The 18,559-nt window shown below is 65.0% G+C and carries 19 protein-coding genes and 1 tRNA gene; 2 read left to right on the top strand and 18 right to left on the bottom strand.

Features of this window, described 5'->3' with window-relative positions; all coding sequences use genetic code 11:
* Nucleotides 1-54: 54 nt before the first annotated feature.
* The 15 genes from EV669_RS00670 to EV669_RS00740 form a co-directional block, all read right to left on the bottom strand.
* Nucleotides 55-948, bottom strand: coding sequence for a DMT family transporter (locus EV669_RS00670; RefSeq protein ID WP_054285469.1), 894 nt, complete (start codon nt 946-948; stop codon nt 55-57).
* Nucleotides 949-988: 40 nt separating this feature from the next.
* Nucleotides 989-2,524, bottom strand: coding sequence for an NAD(P)H-hydrate dehydratase (locus EV669_RS00675; protein WP_132097626.1), 1,536 nt, complete (start codon nt 2,522-2,524; stop codon nt 989-991).
* Nucleotides 2,514-3,152 (bottom strand): flavin prenyltransferase UbiX, encoded by a 639-nt coding sequence (locus tag EV669_RS00680; RefSeq protein WP_132097627.1) that lies wholly within the window; start codon nt 3,150-3,152, stop codon nt 2,514-2,516. Before EV669_RS00680 ends, EV669_RS00675 begins: the two co-directional genes overlap by 11 nt.
* The gene (locus EV669_RS00685; RefSeq protein WP_318271256.1) at nt 3,119-3,607 is read right to left on the bottom strand and encodes a Gx transporter family protein; all 489 of its coding nucleotides are present in this window, start codon (nt 3,605-3,607) and stop codon (nt 3,119-3,121) included. The genes EV669_RS00680 and EV669_RS00685 overlap by 34 nt, the downstream gene beginning before the upstream one ends.
* Before the next feature lie 46 nt (nt 3,608-3,653).
* Complete coding sequence (locus tag EV669_RS00690; RefSeq protein ID WP_054285472.1) at nt 3,654-4,022, bottom strand: NusG domain II-containing protein; 369 nt, start codon at nt 4,020-4,022, stop codon at nt 3,654-3,656.
* Complete coding sequence (gene rapZ, locus EV669_RS00695; protein ID WP_054285473.1) at nt 4,019-4,861, bottom strand: RNase adapter RapZ; 843 nt, start codon at nt 4,859-4,861, stop codon at nt 4,019-4,021. The genes EV669_RS00690 and rapZ overlap by 4 nt, the downstream gene beginning before the upstream one ends.
* Nucleotides 4,842-5,798: an HPr(Ser) kinase/phosphatase gene (gene hprK / locus EV669_RS00700; RefSeq protein WP_054285474.1), complete on the bottom strand. Its 957-nt coding sequence runs from the start codon at nt 5,796-5,798 to the stop codon at nt 4,842-4,844. The genes rapZ and hprK overlap by 20 nt, the downstream gene beginning before the upstream one ends.
* Nucleotides 5,791-6,252: a PTS IIA-like nitrogen regulatory protein PtsN gene (gene ptsN / locus EV669_RS00705; RefSeq protein WP_054285475.1), complete on the bottom strand. Its 462-nt coding sequence runs from the start codon at nt 6,250-6,252 to the stop codon at nt 5,791-5,793. The genes hprK and ptsN overlap by 8 nt, the downstream gene beginning before the upstream one ends.
* A 121-nt stretch (nt 6,253-6,373) precedes the next feature.
* Entirely contained in the window at nt 6,374-6,709 is a 336-nt protein-coding gene (gene hpf, locus EV669_RS00710; RefSeq protein WP_054285476.1) for a ribosome hibernation-promoting factor, HPF/YfiA family, read from the bottom strand.
* Between the two features lie 68 nt (nt 6,710-6,777).
* A complete protein-coding gene (locus EV669_RS00715; protein WP_054285477.1) occupies nt 6,778-8,202 on the bottom strand; it encodes an RNA polymerase factor sigma-54 in 1,425 nt (474 codons plus the stop codon).
* Nucleotides 8,203-8,208: 6 nt separating this feature from the next.
* Nucleotides 8,209-8,937 (bottom strand): LPS export ABC transporter ATP-binding protein, encoded by a 729-nt coding sequence (lptB, locus tag EV669_RS00720; protein ID WP_054285478.1) that lies wholly within the window; start codon nt 8,935-8,937, stop codon nt 8,209-8,211.
* Entirely contained in the window at nt 8,934-9,455 is a 522-nt protein-coding gene (lptA, locus tag EV669_RS00725; protein WP_055434184.1) for a lipopolysaccharide transport periplasmic protein LptA, read from the bottom strand. The genes lptB and lptA overlap by 4 nt, the downstream gene beginning before the upstream one ends.
* The gene (gene lptC, locus EV669_RS00730) at nt 9,445-10,005 is read right to left on the bottom strand and encodes an LPS export ABC transporter periplasmic protein LptC (protein WP_054285480.1); all 561 of its coding nucleotides are present in this window, start codon (nt 10,003-10,005) and stop codon (nt 9,445-9,447) included. The genes lptA and lptC overlap by 11 nt, the downstream gene beginning before the upstream one ends.
* Nucleotides 10,002-10,526: a 3-deoxy-manno-octulosonate-8-phosphatase KdsC gene (gene kdsC / locus EV669_RS00735; RefSeq protein WP_132097629.1), complete on the bottom strand. Its 525-nt coding sequence runs from the start codon at nt 10,524-10,526 to the stop codon at nt 10,002-10,004. The genes lptC and kdsC overlap by 4 nt, the downstream gene beginning before the upstream one ends.
* Before the next feature lie 8 nt (nt 10,527-10,534).
* Nucleotides 10,535-11,512, bottom strand: coding sequence for a KpsF/GutQ family sugar-phosphate isomerase (locus tag EV669_RS00740; protein WP_054285482.1), 978 nt, complete (start codon nt 11,510-11,512; stop codon nt 10,535-10,537).
* 103 nt (nt 11,513-11,615) lie between these two features.
* On the opposite strand from EV669_RS00740, the gene EV669_RS00745 reads away from it, so the two are divergent.
* Nucleotides 11,616-13,577: a monovalent cation:proton antiporter family protein gene (locus EV669_RS00745; RefSeq protein ID WP_054285483.1), complete on the top strand. Its 1,962-nt coding sequence runs from the start codon at nt 11,616-11,618 to the stop codon at nt 13,575-13,577.
* A 106-nt stretch (nt 13,578-13,683) separates the two neighbouring features.
* On the opposite strand, the gene EV669_RS00750 is transcribed toward EV669_RS00745, so the two are convergent.
* The 3 genes from EV669_RS00750 to EV669_RS00760 form a co-directional block, all read right to left on the bottom strand.
* Entirely contained in the window at nt 13,684-15,840 is a 2,157-nt protein-coding gene (locus EV669_RS00750; RefSeq protein WP_055434183.1) for an AsmA family protein, read from the bottom strand.
* Between the two features lie 253 nt (nt 15,841-16,093).
* A tRNA-Gly gene (locus EV669_RS00755) sits at nt 16,094-16,167 on the bottom strand.
* Nucleotides 16,168-16,242: 75 nt separating this feature from the next.
* Nucleotides 16,243-17,268, bottom strand: a complete 1,026-nt coding sequence (locus EV669_RS00760) for an AI-2E family transporter (RefSeq protein WP_200906445.1) — start codon at nt 17,266-17,268, stop codon at nt 16,243-16,245.
* Nucleotides 17,269-17,454: 186 nt separating this feature from the next.
* Here EV669_RS00760 and EV669_RS00765 point away from each other — a divergent pair, with 186 nt between their 5' ends.
* Entirely contained in the window at nt 17,455-18,453 is a 999-nt protein-coding gene (locus tag EV669_RS00765) for an asparaginase (protein WP_132097630.1), read from the top strand.
* Nucleotides 18,454-18,559 lie beyond the last annotated feature (106 nt).

Consider the following 18,559-nt stretch of genomic DNA (forward strand, 5'->3'; position numbering starts at 1 on the left):
AACTTCTTACATCCTAGGCAAACGCCGCGCCGGCCGCCAGCCCCGCACGGCAAATCAACAGGTGGCGGCTGTCTTCTGGGGCAGCTTCTGCAGGAGGAGTCCGCCCAGGATGAAGGCGAGCCCGACAAGGGTCGACCTCAGGATCGGCTCGCCCACGAAGGTGGCGATGAAAACCAGCGACAGGACAGGCGAAAGGAAAATCAGGTTGGCGATGCGGGCGGTGCTTTGGGTGAGCTTCATTGCGCTTAGCCAGAGCACAAAAGTGAAGCCCATCTCCAGCGCCCCGACATAGGCCGCTCCGGCCAGTCCCCGTAGATCCACCGGCCTGAGCTCACCGGTAAGTGCGCACCAGACCAGTACCAGCGGCAGGGCGAGTGCGAAGTTGAGCGTCAGTCCGATCACTGGCTCCCTCGTGTCACGGGCATTGAAGATCCAGTAGCCGGCCCAGAGCAGGGTAGATCCTAGGGCGAAGAGTACGCCGGTAAGGTTGGAGAAGTTCAGCGAGAAGGGCGCACCACGGGTACCTATGATCAGCACGCCCAAGTAACACACCAGTGCGGCTAGCGCATCCTGCCCCCGCAGCGGCTGCTTGAGCAGGGGGACGGCCAGCAGTGTCATCGTCAGCGCCCAGGTGTAATTGATGGCTTGGGCCTCTTGAGCGGGCAGGAGCGAATAGGCTTGGAACAGGACCAGATAATAGATGAACGGGTTGACCGCGCCCAGCAGCAGCGACCGGCGCCAGTGTGCTGCGAAGGCGGCGGGCAGTTCGCCCAGGCGGCCCTGCACCGCCAGGATCAGAAGCAAGGACATCAGCGAGGCTGCGCTGGCATAAAGGACCAGCTGGGCGGGGGTGAGATAGGCGAGGCTGATCTTGAAGGCGGTGGCGACAGTCGACCAGGCCAGCACGGCAGACAGTCCGAAAAGGTAGGCTTTTTTCTGTTGTTGCAAGGCGATGCTCCGAAATAGAGCACCGATTGTAGCCTCGGCCTCAAAACTCTGGCCAGTCGGCCCGCCACTGGCGCAGTGGGGGCGGCATCACCGGCTGGCTGGCTGCACGCTGACGGTACAGGCGGTTCATTTCCTCGGCCACACGGTCGCCCATGAGGCCGGCGCGCAGACCCACCGGACCTTGCAGATCCTCGTGACGGCGGCCCGCCATGGCATGCAGCCACACCGCCAGCGAGGCGGCATCGAAAGGGCTGAGCCCTTGGGCGAGCAGCGCTGCAATAACACCGGTGAGCACGTCGCCCTGACCGGCACTGGCGAGTGCGGGGCTGCCGACGGGGCAGACATGGTAGAACCCGTCCGGGCGCATGATCAGGCTGCCCGCTCCCTTGAGGACGACCAAAGCATGGTAGCGGGCTGCGAGCGTGCGGGCGGCAGCCACGCGATCGTGCTGAACGGCTGCTGTCGTGCAGCCCAAGAGGCGAGCCGCCTCGGCCGGATGCGGGGTCAGCACGGCGGGCAAAGCGCGCTGTGCCAGGGCTTCGGCCAAGGAGGGGATGGCGGCAAGCAGGTTGAGCGCATCCGCATCCAGCACCAAGGGGCCCGGGCGATCCACCGCCGCCGCCACGACGCTTGCCGCATCGACCGAGGTCCCCAATCCGGGGCCTGCGGCACAGACGGCGGCCTCGTCCAGCAGGGTACGGCTGTCGTTCAAGGGACGGATCATCAGCTCGGGTTGGATGGGAGAGACCGTCAGGGTTGGGTCCAGGGTCAGCAACCAGACCTTGCCGGCACCGCATGCAAGCGCTGTAGTGCCTGCCAGCAATCCGGCGCCAGCCATGCCCGGGGCCGCCCCGATGACCAGTACGCTGCCGAAGCGCCCCTTGTGGCTGTTACGGGGGCGCAGGGGCAGAGCGTCCTGCGGGGTGTCGATGAGTGCGCCTTCGGCGGAGGGAAGCAATGAGGCCGGTACCTGCAGCCGGGCCACGTCGACCTCTCCGGCAAGGTCGGCCCCGTCGCTGGTGTGCAGCCCGGGCTTCGCGCACAGGAAGGTCAGCGTGGCATGCGCACGCACGACACTGCTGCCCGAGCGTCGACCTGTCCAGGCATCGATCCCCGAGGGGACATCCAGTGCAAGCACCGGGGCGGGAGCAGCATTGATGGCGCGCACGAGCGTGCTCCAAGGCTCGGCAAGCGGGCGGGCCAGGCCAATGCCGAATAGGCCGTCCACCACCAGCGCCGGGGCCGGCAGTGCATCCGGCCACATCGGCCATACCGGCAGGCCCATGGCCAACAGCCGCGACAGGGCGGCCTGTGGGGTGGGCGCTTCGGAAGGCCGTGGGCACACCACCTGTGGCCGGTAGCCGGCTTCGGCCAAGCGTACGGCCGCCCACAGCGCATCGCCGCCGTTGTTGCCGGGCCCGGCCACCACCCGAATGGCCGCTCCGGGTGAAAAGCGGTTGCGAATCCATGCCACCGTGGCTTCCGCCGCCTGCTGCATCAGCCCGCAGCCCGCAGCCTCGGCCTGTTGTTCCAGCCGGCGCAGGTCGGCCGGCGAATAGATGGGCTCATGCGTCATCTCGGGCTCCGCCTGTGGCAGCCTCTCCCCAGCGCGGCAGCAGCGCGTGGTCCACTCCGATCTGGTCAAGGATGCGGGCGACGACGAAGTCCACCATGTCCCCCACCGTCTGGGGATGCGTGTAGAAGCCGGGAACGGGGGGGAGGATCACTACACCCAGCCGTGCCAGTTTCAGCATGTTCTCGAGGTGGATTGCGGACAGCGGTGTCTCACGTGGCACCAGTACCAGCTTGCGCTGCTCCTTGAGCGTGACATCTGCCGCCCGTTCGATCAGGTTGTCACTCATGCCGCAGGCGATTGCTGCGAGCGTGCCCATCGAGCAGGGGCAGACCACCATCGCATCGGCCGGGTTGGAGCCCGAGGCCACCGGGGCAAACCATTCCTCGCGCCCGAAAACCCGCAGCTGCCCCGGCTGCACGTCATGCCGCTCTGATAGCCAAGCCTCCACCTCCGCTGGCCGCGAGGGCAGCGACAGCCCCATCTCCTGCCGGGCCACCACTTGGGCCGCCTGCGAGTACAGCACCCAGACGCGCACGTTGGCCGAAAGCAGGCATTCAATCAGGCGCAGGCCGTACGGCAGGCCGGAGGCCCCGGTCAGGGCGACGGTGACTGTGGAGGGGGGAGCCATTGAAGTCTGTCCATGAGTTTGACTGCCACCAAGCCATTGACGATACCGGTCAGGAGCGCGCTGATGGCAAGCAGGGGTACGAAATAATACAGCCCGTCGGAGGGCACCAGCCACAGCCGTGCCACCACCAGCTGCCCGGCCAGATGGAAGAACGCCGCAACCACGCTCTGGCCCACCGGGCCGACCCAGGTGGCCGGCAACGGACGCATCAATGCCAGCCCTGCCAGGCTGGTAGCGGCCCCGGCAAGCGACAGGAAGAAGCCAGGGGTGAACAGGCTGCCCACAAGCAGCGCGGCACCCAGCACGCGCAGCAGGCTGACCCACGCGGCGCCCTTCCAGCCCAGCCGTTCTAGCGCCACCAGCGTGATGATGTTGCCCAAGCCCGGTTTCACACCAGGCAGGGGAGAGGGCAGTGCGGTTTCCACCATCGCCAGCACCAGGGCTATTGCAGCCATGCGGGCCAGCGCATGGTCCTCAAGACCCGGTTGCAGGCCTATGCGGTCAGAAGCTGAGACTGTCATAGGCTGCACTGCCACCCAGTTCCACCCGTACGGCATTGGGTAGGCAGAGCGCGGTGTCCCCCGCGCGGGTCAGCCAGCCCTGCCGTACACAGTACTGGCGTGGGCCCGGGTCCGATGCAACCCGCACCCGCCCAGCACGGATCTCCACGCGCGTGCTGCCCAGCGGTCCGGGCACAGTCACGGTGCGGTCGTGCAACAGGCTGGTTTCGAGGAAAAGCCGGCCGCCGGAGAGGATGCGGACGGTACGTGCCGACCCGCCCTGCCACAATGCGATGCTCAGCCATAGGGTCAGTCCGGTGGCTAGGAGAATGATCAGGCCGTCTCCCGGCCGCAGCAGCGGACGGCTCATCCGGCGCGGGCCAGCTCCCGGTGGCGCAACAGCACCTGGTCGCGGCCGAAGCGGTTGGCCAGTGTCTCGGCAATGTAGACCGACCGGTGTTGTCCGCCGGTACAGCCGATGGCCACAGTAAGGTAAGCGCGGTTGTCGCGGCCGAAGGCAGGCAACCACTTGGCCACCAGCTGATAGATATCGTCGATCATCGCTTCCACGATCGGCGCCTTGCGGAAATACGCTGCGATCGGTTCGTCCCGGCCGGTCAACGGGCGCAGCTCGGGCTCGTAGTAGGGGTTGGGCAGGCAGCGGGCATCGAACATGAAATCCGCATCCAGCGGTACGCCGTGCTTGAAGCCGAATGATTCGAACACCAGCGTTAGCTTGTTCATGTCGGCATCGGTCAGGTCGCGGATCCAAGTGCGCAACATGCTGGCGGAGAGGTCGCTGGTGTCGATGCGGGTGCCGAGGTCATGGATGGGGGCCAGCAGTTCCTGTTCTTCGCGGATGCATTCTTCGACCGTCAGTCCCTGCCCGGACAGCGGATGACGCCGGCGCGTCTCGGAGAAGCGCTTGACCAGCGTAGCGGTCTTGGCTTCCAGAAACAGCAGCCGTACGTCAAACCCCGCGTCCCGGAGCTTCTTCATCTCTACCGGCAGTGCGCCGAGCGAGGGACCGGAACGCACGTCCACGCTGACAGCGATGCGGTCATAACCGTACTGGCCGTACAGTCCGACAGTTTCGTGCAATAGCGTAGCCGGTAGGTTGTCCACGCAGTAGTAACCGGCGTCCTCCAAGGCGCGCAGGGCCACCGATTTGCCTGAGCCGGACAGGCCACTAATCAGGATCAGGCGCATTTTCCTGTTCCCGCAGGAAGTTGGTATGACGTTCGATGAACTCACGTGTGCTGTCGATGCCGCGCAGTTGCAGGATGTAATTGCGTACGGCGGCTTCCACCAGTACCGCAAGGTTGCGGCCGGCCGCAACCGGTAGTACCACTTTGCGCACGGTCACGCCCAGGATGTCCTGCGTCTCGGACTGGATGTTCAGCCGGTCCAGGGCCTGCATCGCTTGGTCGTTGGCCTTGACAAGGTGGATGATGAGCTTGAGCACCTTCTTGGGACGGACAGCAGTCTCGCCGAAGATGGTACGGATATTGAGGATGCCCAGACCGCGCACTTCCAGAAAGTCGCGCAACAGGGGCGGGCACCGGCCTTCCAGGGTTTCCGGCCCGATGCGGTAGAGCTCTACCGCGTCGTCCGCCACCAGGCCGTGGCCGCGCGAGATCAGTTCCAGCGCCAGCTCACTCTTGCCCATTGCGGAGTCACCCATGATGAGCACGCCCACTTCGAGCACGTCCAGGAACACACCGTGCAGCACGGTGGACACCGCCAGCGCGCGAGCCAGATAGATGCGCAGCACATCCATCAGGTAAGGGCTTTCCAGCGGCGTGCTCAACAGGGGCACATGATGGCGCTGGCAGTAGTCCAGCAGCAGCTTGGGCACCGGTTGGTTGTTGGCCACCATCACCACCGACATCGAGCGGTGGAACAACTGGTCCAGCGCAGTCCGTGCGGCCGACTGCTCCAGCCGGTTCAGGTAGTCCACTTCGGCCAACCCCAGCACCTGAACGCGGTTGGGGTGGATGAAGTTGAGGTGGCCCACCAGCGCCAGCGTAGGGCGCTGGTCGTCGTTGCGGATGTGAGTGTCGGCACCCTCGCTGCCGGCCACCCATGTCAGGTCGAGCTTCTGGCAGTTGTCCTGGTAGAGCTTGCGTACGGTAACGCTAGGCATGGGCAGACCATCCGGTCAGGAGGGCATAGGCTTCTTCAGCACCGGCGACGGCCAACAGCTGCTCGCGTAGCGCCCGGCTGGAAAAGAGTTGGGCCAGTTCAGAGAGCACCTGCAGGTGAAGGTCGGTGGCCTGCTCGGGCACCAGAAGCACGAAGAGAAGCTGCACCGGTTTGCCGTCGGGCGCGTCAAAAGGAATGGGCTGCCGCAGCCGGATGAAGGCGCCACAGGCTTCCTTCAGGCCCCGCGCACGGCCATGCGGGATGGCGATGCCCTGGCCCAGCCCGGTGGAACCCAGCTTCTCGCGTGCAAACAGGCAGTCGAACACTTCGCTACGGGCAATACCCCGCGTGTTCTCGATGAGCAGGCCCACCTGCTCGAAGACACGTTTCTTGCTGGCCACGTCCAGGTCGAGCAGGACGTGGTCCCGGGTCAGAATCTTGCCGATCAGGCTCATAGTCGGATGCGCGGTTTCAAAACCCGCCCATTCTACGTCGGAGGCGTCCGTCCCAAAAGGTGCAGGGCCAACAAAAACGGGAACCCGCAGGTTCCCGTCGTGTTCCTGATGTCAGGAAGGGTCATTCTTCGCCAGCAGTGGCCGGGTCAACGGTGGCCGGCTGGGCTCCGCGGTGGTCCGAGGTCTTTTCCTTGTGTTTCAGCACTTGGCGGTCGAGCTTGTCGAACAGGGCATCAATCGCGGCATACATGTCGTTCTCGGTGGCCTCGACATGGATATCCTTGCCGGCGAGGTGCAGGTTGACCTCGGCTTTCTGTACCAGCTTGTCGACCGAGAGGATCACGGCCACGTCGATGACATGATCCACATGGCGGGTGATGCGCTCGAGCTTGGTTTCGACGTATTCGCGCAGGGCAGGGGTCACGTCGAGGTGGAGACCGGTAACTTGGAGGTTCATACCTTAACTCCTTCTTTGTTGTTGCCGGCGCGCGGGGCACCGGCGGTAAAAATCTTTGTGGAGAGGGCTTAAAGAACTTTTCGCAGACTCACCGGCGGAATCTGCATGGCTTCACGATACTTCGCCACGGTACGCCTTGCAACCTGTATGCCCTGTTTGCCAAGGAGGTCGGCCAGCGCACCATCCGAAAGCGGACGCTTCGAATCCTCATTCTCGATCAGCTGGCGAATCTGCGCCTTGATCGAAGTCGCAGAACATTCACCGCCACTGTCGGTTTCTACCGCGCTGCCGAAAAAGTACTTGAGTTCGAACAGGCCGCGCGGGCAGAGCAGGTACTTCTGCGTGGTGACGCGTGAGATGGTGGATTCGTGCAGGCCGAGTTCGTCCGCGATGTCGCGCAGGATCAGGGGGCGCATGGCCACTTCGCCCTTGTCGAAGAAGGCCTGCTGGCGGTCCACGATAGCTTCGGCCACTTTCAGGATAGTGTCAAACCGCTGCTGGATGTTCTTCACCAGCCAGCGGGCCTCCTGCAGCCGGGCGGACATCTCGCCCCCCGTAGCCTGCCGTTCGCGCGACAGCATGGCGGCATACATCTGGTTGACCCGCAGGCGCGGCAGGGCCTGGCTGTTGAGGTCGGCCTGCCAGCGGCCCTTGCGCTTGCGCACCACCACATCCGGAATCACGTAATGGGTGTCGTCGGCGCCGTATCCGGCTGCCGGCCTGGGGTTGAGGGAAGCCACCAGCTTCTGCGCGGTCTTGAGGGCGTCGTCATCCACGCCGAAATGGCGCTTGATGCGGGTGAAGTCACGGTTGCCGAGCAGGTCCAGCGCCTCGGTGACGAGCCGCAGGGCCAAGGCGCGTCCAGGAACGTGCTCGGGCAGACGCTGCAGTTGCAGCCGCAGCGCTTCGGAGAGCGTGCGGGCGCCTACGCCGGCGGGGTCGAACTGCTGCAGCAGGGCCAGCCCCACGGCGAGTTCGTCGGCTTCCAGCTCGAGCTCGGCGGGCAGGTTGGCCGAAAGCTCTTCCAGGCTCACCGGCAAGTAACCAGCATCATCCAGTTCTTCCACCAGGAGCTGCACCACGGCAGCATCGCGCGGGCAGAGCGCCACCTCGCGCAGTTGGGCCAGCAGATGGTCGCGCAGCGTTACCGGCATCGCCACCGACAGCAGCGGGTCGTATTCGTCGTCACCGTCGTCACGCCTGCGGCTGCCGTGGCCCCAATCCGCCAGCTCGCCGGCGAGCGAGTCACCGCTGTCGCCGTCTTCACGGCTGGTGTCGCCAGCAGGCGCCTCGGCCTCGGTCGAAGCCGCCACGTCCGTGCCCTGCTCGGTCGGCCCGTCGTCCTGCCGTTCCAGCAACGGGTTGTCCTGCAGGAAGCGCTCCACTTCCGAAAAGAGGTCGAGCGTGGACAGCTGCAGCAGCCGGATCGACTGCTGCAGCTGCGGGGTCAGCGTCAGCTGCTGGCTGACCTTCAGTTGCAGGGACTGCTTCATGGACGCTTACAGGTGGAAGTGCTCGCCAAGATACACCTGGCGCACCTTCTCGTTCTGCACCAGGGTCTCCGGGTCGCCGGAGGCCAGGACCGAGCCTTCGTTGATGATGTAGGCCCGGTCGCAGATACGCAGGGTCTCGCGCACGTTGTGGTCGGTGATGAGTACGCCGATGCCGCGTTCGCGCAGGAAGGCAATGATTTTCTGGATGTCGATCACGGCGATCGGGTCCACGCCTGCGAAGGGTTCGTCCAGCAGGATGAAGTGCGGGCGCGTCGCCAGCACCCGGGCGATCTCCACCCGCCGGCGCTCGCCACCGGAGAGGGCGAGGGCATTGGTGTCGCGCAAGTGGCAGATGTTCAGATCGTCGAGCAGCAGCTCCAGCTCCTTCTCCAGCGCCTCGCCCTTGAGACCGCCCAGTTCCAGGACCGCGCGGATATTCTCGTCTACCGTCATTTTGCGGAAGATGGAGGCTTCCTGTGGCAGGTAGCCCAGCCCCAGACGGGCCCTCCGGTGGATAGGCAGTGCGGTGATCGTCTGGTCGTCCAGGCGGATGGTGCCGCCATCGGCGGCCACCAGCCCCACAATCATGTAGAAGCTGGTGGTCTTGCCAGCACCGTTGGGCCCCAGGAGGCCGACGACCTCTCCGCTCTTGATCGAGAGGGTGACGTCTTTGACCACCGTGCGCTTGCCGAAGGTCTTCTTCAGGTGTTCGACCGTGAGCACGCTCTGCGTCATGGCTTCTTCTGCCCGTCACTGGACTTCGGCTGCAGGATCACGGTGACCCGGCCCTTGCCTGCGGTACCTGGCGCACCACCGTTGACCTGGTACATCTCGGTCTCGGTGTTGTAGTTGATCACTTCGCCGGCGACCAGATCTTCGCCCCGCTTGATGCGTGCAGCACCGGTCAGCACCGCCTGATGGCTGACGCTGTTGTAGTCGAGGCGACTGCCCTGGCCTTCGATCCACTCATCCTTGTTGTCGGTTTTCTGACGGAAGTTGACGCGCTTGCCGGTGGCCTGCAGCGTCTGGTTGCCTTGGGGGTCGCGCGTCACCACCACGCGGTCGGCCGAAATCTTGAGGGTGCCTTGGGTGACGATGACGTTGCCTTCCCAGACGGTGACGCCCTTGGCCTGGTCGAGGGTGCCGTTGTCGGCGCTGATCTCGATCGGCTTGTCCCGGTCGGCCTTTTCGGCCAGGGCGGGCACACTGACGGCCGCGACAAGAAGGCCGAGGACGGCGAGCTTATTTTTCATAGACCACCTTCACTTGGGAGAGGAGTTTCAGCAGGCCGGCCTGCTGGTCGTAATAGAGTCCGGTGGCGTGAGCCACCGAGTTGCCATAATGAATTTCCACCGGGGCAGCGGTGCGGGTGATGCGGGTGGCGGTGTTTACCTCCAGCCGTGAGGTCAGCACGCGGGTTTCGGGCTTCTCGTCCTGCGGCTTGTAGAACACCACCCGATCGTCGAACCAGGCCTGGCGGTTCTTGGAGTGGTAGCGGCCGGTCTCGCCGGTGACGTCGTACTGCATACGTCCTTCCTGGAACACCTGCAGGTGCGGGCGCTGGAAGTACATGTCGGGCTTTTCCGGGTACTGCCACATGCGCTGGGCACTGATGCGGTCGCGCAGCATACCGTTCTCGTTGAAACGGGTGGCGGTGAACTTCTCGGCGACGTACTCGGGCTTGGCCGGGTCCAGCCTAAAACCGCTGGGGATCCAGCGGGAGATCTGGTCGAGCCAGAACGTGGTCAGTCCCATCAGGACCACCAGCACCAGCGGAAACAGGCGTTGCGGACGGACGCTCATGCCAGATACCGCTCCATCAGGCCCTCATAGCTGCCCTGGGCCTGCATGATCAGCTCCGTCAGCTCGCGCACCGCGCCCTGACCACCGGCACAGCCGGTAACGTAGTGCGCATGCTGGCGGACGAAGGCGGGCGCATCGGGTACGGCAACGGCGAGACCGCAACGGCGCATTACCGGCAGGTCGACCACATCGTCGCCGATGTAGGCACAGGCCTCGGGCGACAGGCCGGTTTCCTCCAGCAGGGTCTGGAAGGCCGCGACCTTGTCGGAGATGCCGTGATAGTAGTAGTCGATGCCAAGGTTACGTGCCCGATGCTCGACGCAGCGGGCGCTGCGGCCTGTGATGATGGCCAGCTTCACGCCGGTGGACTGCAGCATCTTCAGGCCGTGCCCGTCCAGTGTGTTGAAGGCCTTGAGCTCCTCGCCCTCAGCGGTGAAGAAGATGCGGCCGTCGGTGAGTACGCCGTCCACATCCATGATCAGCAGCCGGACGGGGCGGGCAAGGGCGTGCACTCTCTGCATGGGGTTCCTTACACCACGCCTGCGCGCAGCAGGTCGTGCATATTGAGGGCGCCGACCAGCCGGCCGGCATCGTTTAGCACCAGAAGACCGTTGATCTTTAGCGCTTCCATTTGCTTGACCGCCTCGGCAGCCAGTTTGTTCTCGGTGATCGTGCGCGGCTGGCGGTTCATCACACTGTCGATGCTGACGCCGGAGAGGTCGAGTGAGATGTCCAGCGTGCGGCGCAGGTCGCCATCGGTGAAAATGCCGGCAAGGTTGGCCGAACCGTCCACCACCGCAGTCATGCCCAAACCCTTGCGCGACATTTCCAGAAGCGCATCCTTGAGCAGCGTGCCGGTCCTAACTACCGGTAGCGCATCGCCGCTGTGCATCAGGTCGCGCACGTGCACCAGCAGGCGCCGCCCCAGGCTGCCGCCGGGGTGGGAGAGGGCGAAGTCCTCCTCGCGGAAGTCGCGGTCGTTGAGCAGCGTGACAGCGAGCGCGTCCCCGAGCGCCAGCGCGGCAGTGGTGCTGGCCGTTGGGGCCAGGCCCAGCGGGCAGGCCTCACGCTCGACGCGCGCATCAAGGTGTACGTCCGCCTCGCGCGCCAGCGTCGACTGGCTGCGCCCGGTGACGGCGATGATGCGCACGCCCTTGCGCCGGATGGCGGGCAGCAAGGCGATGATCTCGTCGCTCTCGCCCGAATTGGAAAGGGCCACCACCACGTCGCGTTCGGTCAGCATACCCAGGTCGCCGTGGGCGGCCTCGGCCGGGTGCATGAAGAAGGCCGGGGTACCCGTGCTGGCCAGTGTGGCGGCAATCTTGCGACCGATGTGGCCGGACTTGCCCATGCCGGTGATCACTACCCGCCCGGGGCAGTCGAGCATCAGCGAAACTGCCCGGTCGAAGGCGTCGTCCAGGCGGTCGGCCAGTGCCATGATGGCGTCGGCTTCGGTCTTGAGCACGTCGCGCGCCAGCGCGAGACGGCGGGAAGAGGTGTTGTCCATGGGCAAAAGTATATCAAGGTTATAATCAGCCCGGAAAAGCTGGTGTAGCTTTTGCTTGGCGGCCCGGCGCGTCGCCCCGAACCCGAGAAAGACCGTACCTCCGATGCATTCGCTTGCTCCTGTCGTCCTTGTTCTTCTGGCTGCCGTGCTGGTGGTCACACTCTGCCGCAGCCTGAAGGTGCCACCGATGCTCGGCTATCTGGTGGTGGGCTTCATCGCCGGACCGGCCATGATGAAGCTGGTTCCCGACGGGGCCGATACCCGCTTTCTGGGTGAGATCGGCATCGTGTTCCTGATGTTCTCCATCGGGCTGGAGTTCTCGCTGCCCAAGCTGCGGGCGATGCGGCATCTGGTGTTTGGCGTGGGGCTGGCGCAGGTGGTGGTGACGATGCTGCTGGTGGCCGGGTTGGTCGTCGGGCTGACGGGGCAGCCGCTGACGGGCCTGGCGGTGGCCGGAGCCTTGGCGATGTCGTCCACCGCGATCGTGAGCAAGCTGCTGACCGAACGCCTGGAACTGCCACAGCCGCATGGTCAGCTGGCCATCGGCGTGCTGCTCTTTCAGGATCTGGCCGTGGTGCCGCTGCTGATCCTGCTGCCGGCGTTTGCCGGTGACACCTCCTCGCTCTGGGCCGATCTGGGGCTGGCGCTGCTCAAGATCGTGCTGGTGATGACGTTGCTGCTCTTCTTCGGCCAACGTCTGATGCGGCCGTGGTTCCACCTGGTGGCCCGCCAGCGTTCGGGCGAACTCTTCATGATCAATGTACTTCTGGTGACGCTGGGCGTGGCCTATCTGACCGAGCTCTCCGGCCTGTCGCTGGCGCTGGGTGCCTTCGTGGCCGGCATGCTGATTTCGGAAACCGAGTATCGCTATCAGGTAGAGGAGGACATCAAGCCCTTCCGCGACATCCTTCTGGGCTTCTTCTTCATCACGGTGGGCATGCGGCTGGACCTGTCGGTACTGGGCGAGCGGCTGGGCGAAGTGCTGCTGATGGGGGCGCTGCTGGTGCCGGTGAAGCTGGCGCTGGTGTTCGGCATCGCACGCCTGATGGGGCACAAGCCCAATGTAGCCATGCGCGGGGCCTTGGCCCTGGCGCAGGGCGGCGAGTTCGGCTTCGTGCTTCTGGCGCTGTCGGGCAACCTGGGGTTATTGGACCGCGGGACCGAGCAGGCCGCGATCGCGGCTATTCTGCTGTCGATGCTGGTGGCGCCCTTTCTCATCCTCCATGGCGAAGCCATCACCCGGCGCCTGATCAAGCAGGACTGGATGATGCAGGCGCTGGACCTGCACCAGATGATGGTGGAGTCGATGTCCAAGTCGGACCATGTGCTGATCTGTGGCTACGGGCGCAGCGGTCAGGCGCTGGCCCGCCTGCTCGAGGCCGAGTCGATCCCCTTTTTCGCGCTGGACATGGACCCGGAACGCGTGGGCGAGGCCGGCGAGGCAGGGGACCCGGTAGTGTTCGGGGATGCCGGCAAGCGCGAGGTCTTGGTGGCGGCAGGGCTGATGCGGGCCAAGGCGGTGGTTATCACCTTTGCCGATACCCATGCGGCGCTACGTATTCTGGATGTGGTGCATGCGGCACGGCCTGGTCTGCCGGTCATTGTCCGGACAGTGGACGACAGCGACATCGAGACGCTGCGTCAGGCCGGCGCCGAGGAAGTGGTGGCCGAACTGATGGAGGGTAGCCTGATGCTGGCTTCCCAAGCGCTGATGGTGGTGGGGGTGCCGCTCAACCGCATCCTGCGGCGCATCAGGGCCGTGCGGGAGGAGCGTTACGATCTCTTCCGTGGCTTCTTCCGCGGTAGTGGGGACGAGAGCCTGGACGAGAGCAGCGTGCCCCGTCTCCTGAGCGTGCTGGTGTGTCAGGGCGCAGCGGCGATCGGCCAGCCGCTGGGGGCGCTGGAGCTGACCAGGCTGGGCGTGGAGATCAAGGCGCTGCGGCGGCAGAACATTCGCCGCCACGATGTGGACGAGGCGCTGGAGTTGGCAGAAGGGGACGTTCTGGTGTTGCTGGGTACCCCCGAGCAGCTGGCTTTGGCCGAAGCACGCGTCCTGCAGGGCTAGACGTCGGGCCCGAAGCCATGACGGCCCCCAGGCTGGGGGCGGCGTCATGGCTTCGGCCAACCTTCGGCCAACCTTCGGCCAACCTTCGGCCAACCTTCGGCCAACCTCAGGGGGTTGGCAGGATGGTGGTCATCTGGCGCTTCAGCTCCTGGCGCAGCACTTCCTGCTTCTCGCTCTCGGTCTTCTTGCCCTTGACCAGGCTGTTGAAGTCGAGCGCATACACCGGCGCATCGATCGGGCCGGTGATCTTCAGCGGCACGTTGATGCCGCGCAGCTTGGTGAATTCGCGCGGGTTGGCGCGCACATCAAGGGTGTAGTCGATGATGCCCTGCCGGAGATCGGCCTTGCCGCCGCCGCTAACATTGACGAGCTGTGACGCCAGGGTCAGGTCCTGGTTGCGAGCCACGCCACTCTCCAGACGGAAGTCGGCGGCCAGGGTGGAGAAGGTGGTTTTCTGTCCGGCCTGCGCCGGGCTGTTCCACTCGCGCATTTCGCCAGGCAGGTTCTTGAGCGCGTTCACAAGATCAATGCCTGTCAGCGCCCCGCGGTTCAGGCTCATGGCGACGTTGCCCGTCAGACTGTCGCGCAGGTCGATGAAGCGGGGGCCCTCGGCCTGCAGGTTGATGCGTCCGTTGCCCTTGCCTTCCAGGCGGGTAAAGTTGAACAGGTCCACCAGCAGCGGCTGGATGTTCATCCCCGTCAGGGTCTGGTTGACCTCAAGGCGCGGTGTGTCCTCGCGCAGCAGGCGCGCGGTGCCTTCCAGTCGCCCTTCATAGATCGTGGCGGACAGCTGGTTAACGTCCAGACGGTAGGGCGTGGCCTTGAGATCGGCATTCACGTCATTCATGCGGAAGCGCCCCACCGCCAGTTCGCCGATGGCCAGCTTGGCGTTCAGGTCCAGGAAGTCCATCCATTCCAGCGGCAGGGGACGCTTATCCTGGAAGATGGCCACGCGGCTGGCGGGCGCTTCGGGCAGGTAACGGTTCAGGTCCAACCGCGAGAGCGCGATGTTGGCCTCGTGGCTGGGCCGGGCAAAGCCGAACTGAGTCAGCTGTACCGTGATCGGTGCGCCATCGAGTTGTCCGCTGGCATTCAGGTCCAACCGCGCCTCGTCCAGGCTGCCTTCAAGCAGGCCTTCCAGTCGGCCCAAAAGCTGCCCGCGCGGCAGCAGTGGCGTGCTGACCTGGGCATTGAGCACCAGAGGCTGCACACGAATCCGGTTCAGCCCGGTCAGTGCCAGCCCACCCGAGAGGCCCACGTTGACCTGCAGCTTGCCTGCGCTCCAGGCCAGCTGTCCGCCAAGCTGACTGGTGGTCAGGCCGGCCTCCGTCAGGGTCAGGCTGTCCAGTTGGGCATGCAGCTTGTACTGGCTGCGGGCGTAGTCAAGGGTGCCGTTGAGCTGGCCGTGCGGAATCTCCACCCGGTCGATGCTGGCATTCATTTCCGGCAGCGTCAGCGTCAGGGTGCTGGCGGGTTTCTCGGTGCTCACCTCGAAGGACAGCTTCTCCCCGCGTGCCTTGAAGGTGGCGAGGTTCAACCGGTAAAGCCCCTTGGCTGCAATGCGGCTCTGTCCGGCGCCTGGAATGTCGCTCAGTGCCAGGGCGTCCAGAGCGGAGAGGGTAATCTGGTCATCCTGAATGGTCAGCGGCGTCTGGACCGACAGGCGCACCGGACGGTCGCGCACGTCGATCACCGCACCGGCGGATAGTTGGGCTTCGTCGCGCAGGTGGGTGGCGTCGAGGCTCAGGCTCTGCAGGGTGCGCACGGTATTGCTGCGCAGGTCGTTGTAGCGGATCTGGCCGTCGCGCAGTCGCAGGGTGTCCAGCTTCACTTGGAAGCGGTCGTTGCTGCGGCGCTGGAAGAGGTCTGCCACCGAAAGTCGGCCGTCAAAGCGCCGCACCACCTCCACTTCAAAGCCAGTGAGCGATACCGCCTTTACCTCGCGTGTGCCGAACAGCAGCGGCCACCAGGCCAGATCGGCCTCCACGCGGGCGGCGCGCGCGAAAGGCGTACGGCCGTCGGTGCCGGTGACCGTTACCTGCTCCAGGTCCAGCCCCGGCGCCGGCAGCAGGTGCGGGCTGATGCGGCCGGACACCTCGATGCGTCGACCCGACTGGGCGAGTGCGCCCGCCAGGGTGCGGCGTACACTTTCTTCGTTGAACTGCCAGATGATCAGAGCCTGGGCGATGATGCCAAGGCCGATGACGCTGACCAGGCTGTAGACCGCAATGCGCAGCCACAGTCGGCCTGAATTCCATTTCATAATGATGAGCCCCACGCGGCAGGAAGCGCTTTTGGCGCAGTCTCGGAATGGGAGGGGCGGGTGTGCGGGTTCAGCGAGGCCAAACCACTTGCGGGCGATCTCTGCCGGATCGCTGGCCCCCGGTCGACGCCCTCGGGGTCGTTTTAAGCGGTGCCTATTCTAGGAGCGGTGTCCGTCTTTGACAACCGGCATGCCCGACTTGAAAGCGCCGTTATTCTGCAGGAGGAAGCTTACGAAAGGAGAAGCGGAAGACTGGAGCGGGTGAAGGGAATCGAACCCTCGTATGCAGCTTGGGAAGCTGCCGTTCTACCATTGAACTACACCCGCGTACCGATGCATCGAGGGCGCAAATTTAGCCGGTTTCGCCGCCCTTGGCAAGGGCGGCGTCGGCTGGAAGCGCGCTCAAACCAGCTGGCGCGCTTCCAGTTCGGCCTTGAGGTAGGCGTACACGATCGGGGCAGCTGCCACGCCGGGCAGACCGAATACCGCCTCGGCGGCCAGCATTGCCACCATCAGCTCCCAGGCTTGGGCATTGATGCGGGCACCGATGATGCGCGCATTCAGCACGTACTCGAACTTGTGGATGATCACCAAGAAGGCAAACGAGCCCAGGGCCGCCTGCAGCGAGTGCGAGAAGCTGACGGTGATGATGACCACGTTCGACATCAGGTTGCCCAGCACCGGCAGCAGGCCCAGGAGAAAGGTGAGCACGATCATCGTCTTGGTAAACGGCAGGTGGACCCCCAGGCCGGGCAGGACCAGCGCGAGGTACAGGGCGGTGAAGAGGGTGTTCAGGGCAGAAATCTTCACCTGCGCAAACACCACGTTGCGGAAGGCAGCGTTGAAGCGGGCGGCACGGTCGAGCAGGGCCTGCGCCAGCGGTCGGCGGCTGTTCTCCTCGATCACCTCGCGGAAGGCCACCATGATGCCCAGGATCACGCCCCACATCAGATGCATCATCAGCGCACCGGTTTCCCGGCCGGCCCGCTGCATCTCCACCGAATGGGTGCGTAGCCAGTGCACGAACCAGGCACGGATGTCCTCGGCGCTGTTGGGCAGGCTGGCCGTGACCCAGGTTGGCAGGCTGTCGCTGGCCTGCTCGATGATCTGGGCCATCTTCTCGAACAGCACCGATAGCCCGGCCTCGCTGCGGAATACGCCGCCCACCAGCAGCCAGAGCCCGACGATCAGCCCCAGCACCAGGAGGGAGATGGCGCCCACCACCAGTAGCTTGCCCCAGGTGCTGTGCAGTCCGCCGGCGGGGATGCGTGCCAGAAGATAGATGATGTTGAAGGTGATCAGCCCGGCCAGCACCGCCGGCACCAGGCCGAAGTGCAGCACCACGAACAGCGCGAACAGTGCGAACACGAGCGAGGCGGTTTCCGCCTGCATGCGGGTCAGAGGAGGGAAAGGAGCGGGTTCTTGCATGGGGCCTCGTTGAGCGGTCGCAGGTTGGCCGAAAGGCTACGTGCGGTATGTTGCGGATGTTGGGGGCGCGGATGCAGGCACTACCTGCAAAAACCGTGCGCCGGGGCGGCCATACCGAAGCGCGCAGTTTTTCTTTACCATGCCCACCATTTACACCCTGCTTGCGCACGATTCGGAGGAAAGTTCATGGCCCGCATTCTAGCCCTTTATACCGGCGGCACCATCGGCATGGAGGCTACCCCGGCCGGGCTGGCCCCTGCCCCCGGCCTGTTGCCGCAGCTGATGGAGCGGCTGGCCGAACCCGGACGCACGGTGGAGGTGGTCGAGTATCCCGATCTGATCGACTCTTCGGCCATCACCGTGGCGCACTGGAACCGCCTGATCGATGATCTGGCCGAGGCGTGGCCGCGCTATGACGGCTTCGTGGTCATCCACGGTACCGATACCTTGGCCTATACCGCAAGCGTGCTGGCCTTCTCCTTGGCCGGACTGGACAAGCCTGTGGTGGTTACCGGCGCCCAGCTGCCGCTGGGGGAGGCACGCAGTGATGGTTGGGCCAACCTGAGCGATGCCCTGCTGGCCGCAAGCCAGCCCGATCTGGCCGAGGTGGTGGTGGCGTTCGACCGGCAGCTGCTGCGTGGCTGCCGGGCACGCAAGCTTGATGCCGAAAGCTTTGCTGGCTTTAGTAGCCCCAACGCACCGCCCTTGGCCGAGTTTGGCATCACGCCACGCTGGTACCGATCACGCTGGCGTCAGCCGGGCAAGGGGCTTCGGCCAACCCGGCTGTCCTCCGACCGGGTGGCAGCCTTCTTCCTCACCCCGGGGATAAGTAGCCAGCTGATCGGTCACACCCTCGGGCAGACACCGCTCGACGGGGCCGTGCTGATGAGCTACGGCAACGGCAACGCTCCGGCGGACGCGGCCCTGCTCGAAGGGGTCCGTCGTGCCACCGCGCGCGGCACGCTGGTGGTCAACCTCACGCAAGTGGTCCGCGGCGCGGCGCAGTTCGGCGCCTATGCCATCAGCCAGCCCCTGGCCGCTGCCGGGGCCCTCTGCGGGCGGGACATGACCCCCGAGGCCGCCGTGGCCAAACTGTTGCTGCTGGCCTCGCAGCATCTGACGCCTCAGGCAAGACGCGAGGCTTTTGAAGAAGACTGGGCGGGCGAGGTGAGTGCGGCTGCCTAAAAAACGGGCAGGATGAAGCTTTGGCTGACAGATCAGCAACTTGCGCCGGCTATCCACAGCTGGCGCACAAGCCTCTCCCCAAGGGTTGTGAAAAACACTGCGGCGA

Source organism: Gulbenkiania mobilis (assembly GCA_004346645.1).
Taxonomy (GTDB): Bacteria; Pseudomonadota; Gammaproteobacteria; order Burkholderiales; family Chromobacteriaceae; genus Gulbenkiania; species Gulbenkiania mobilis.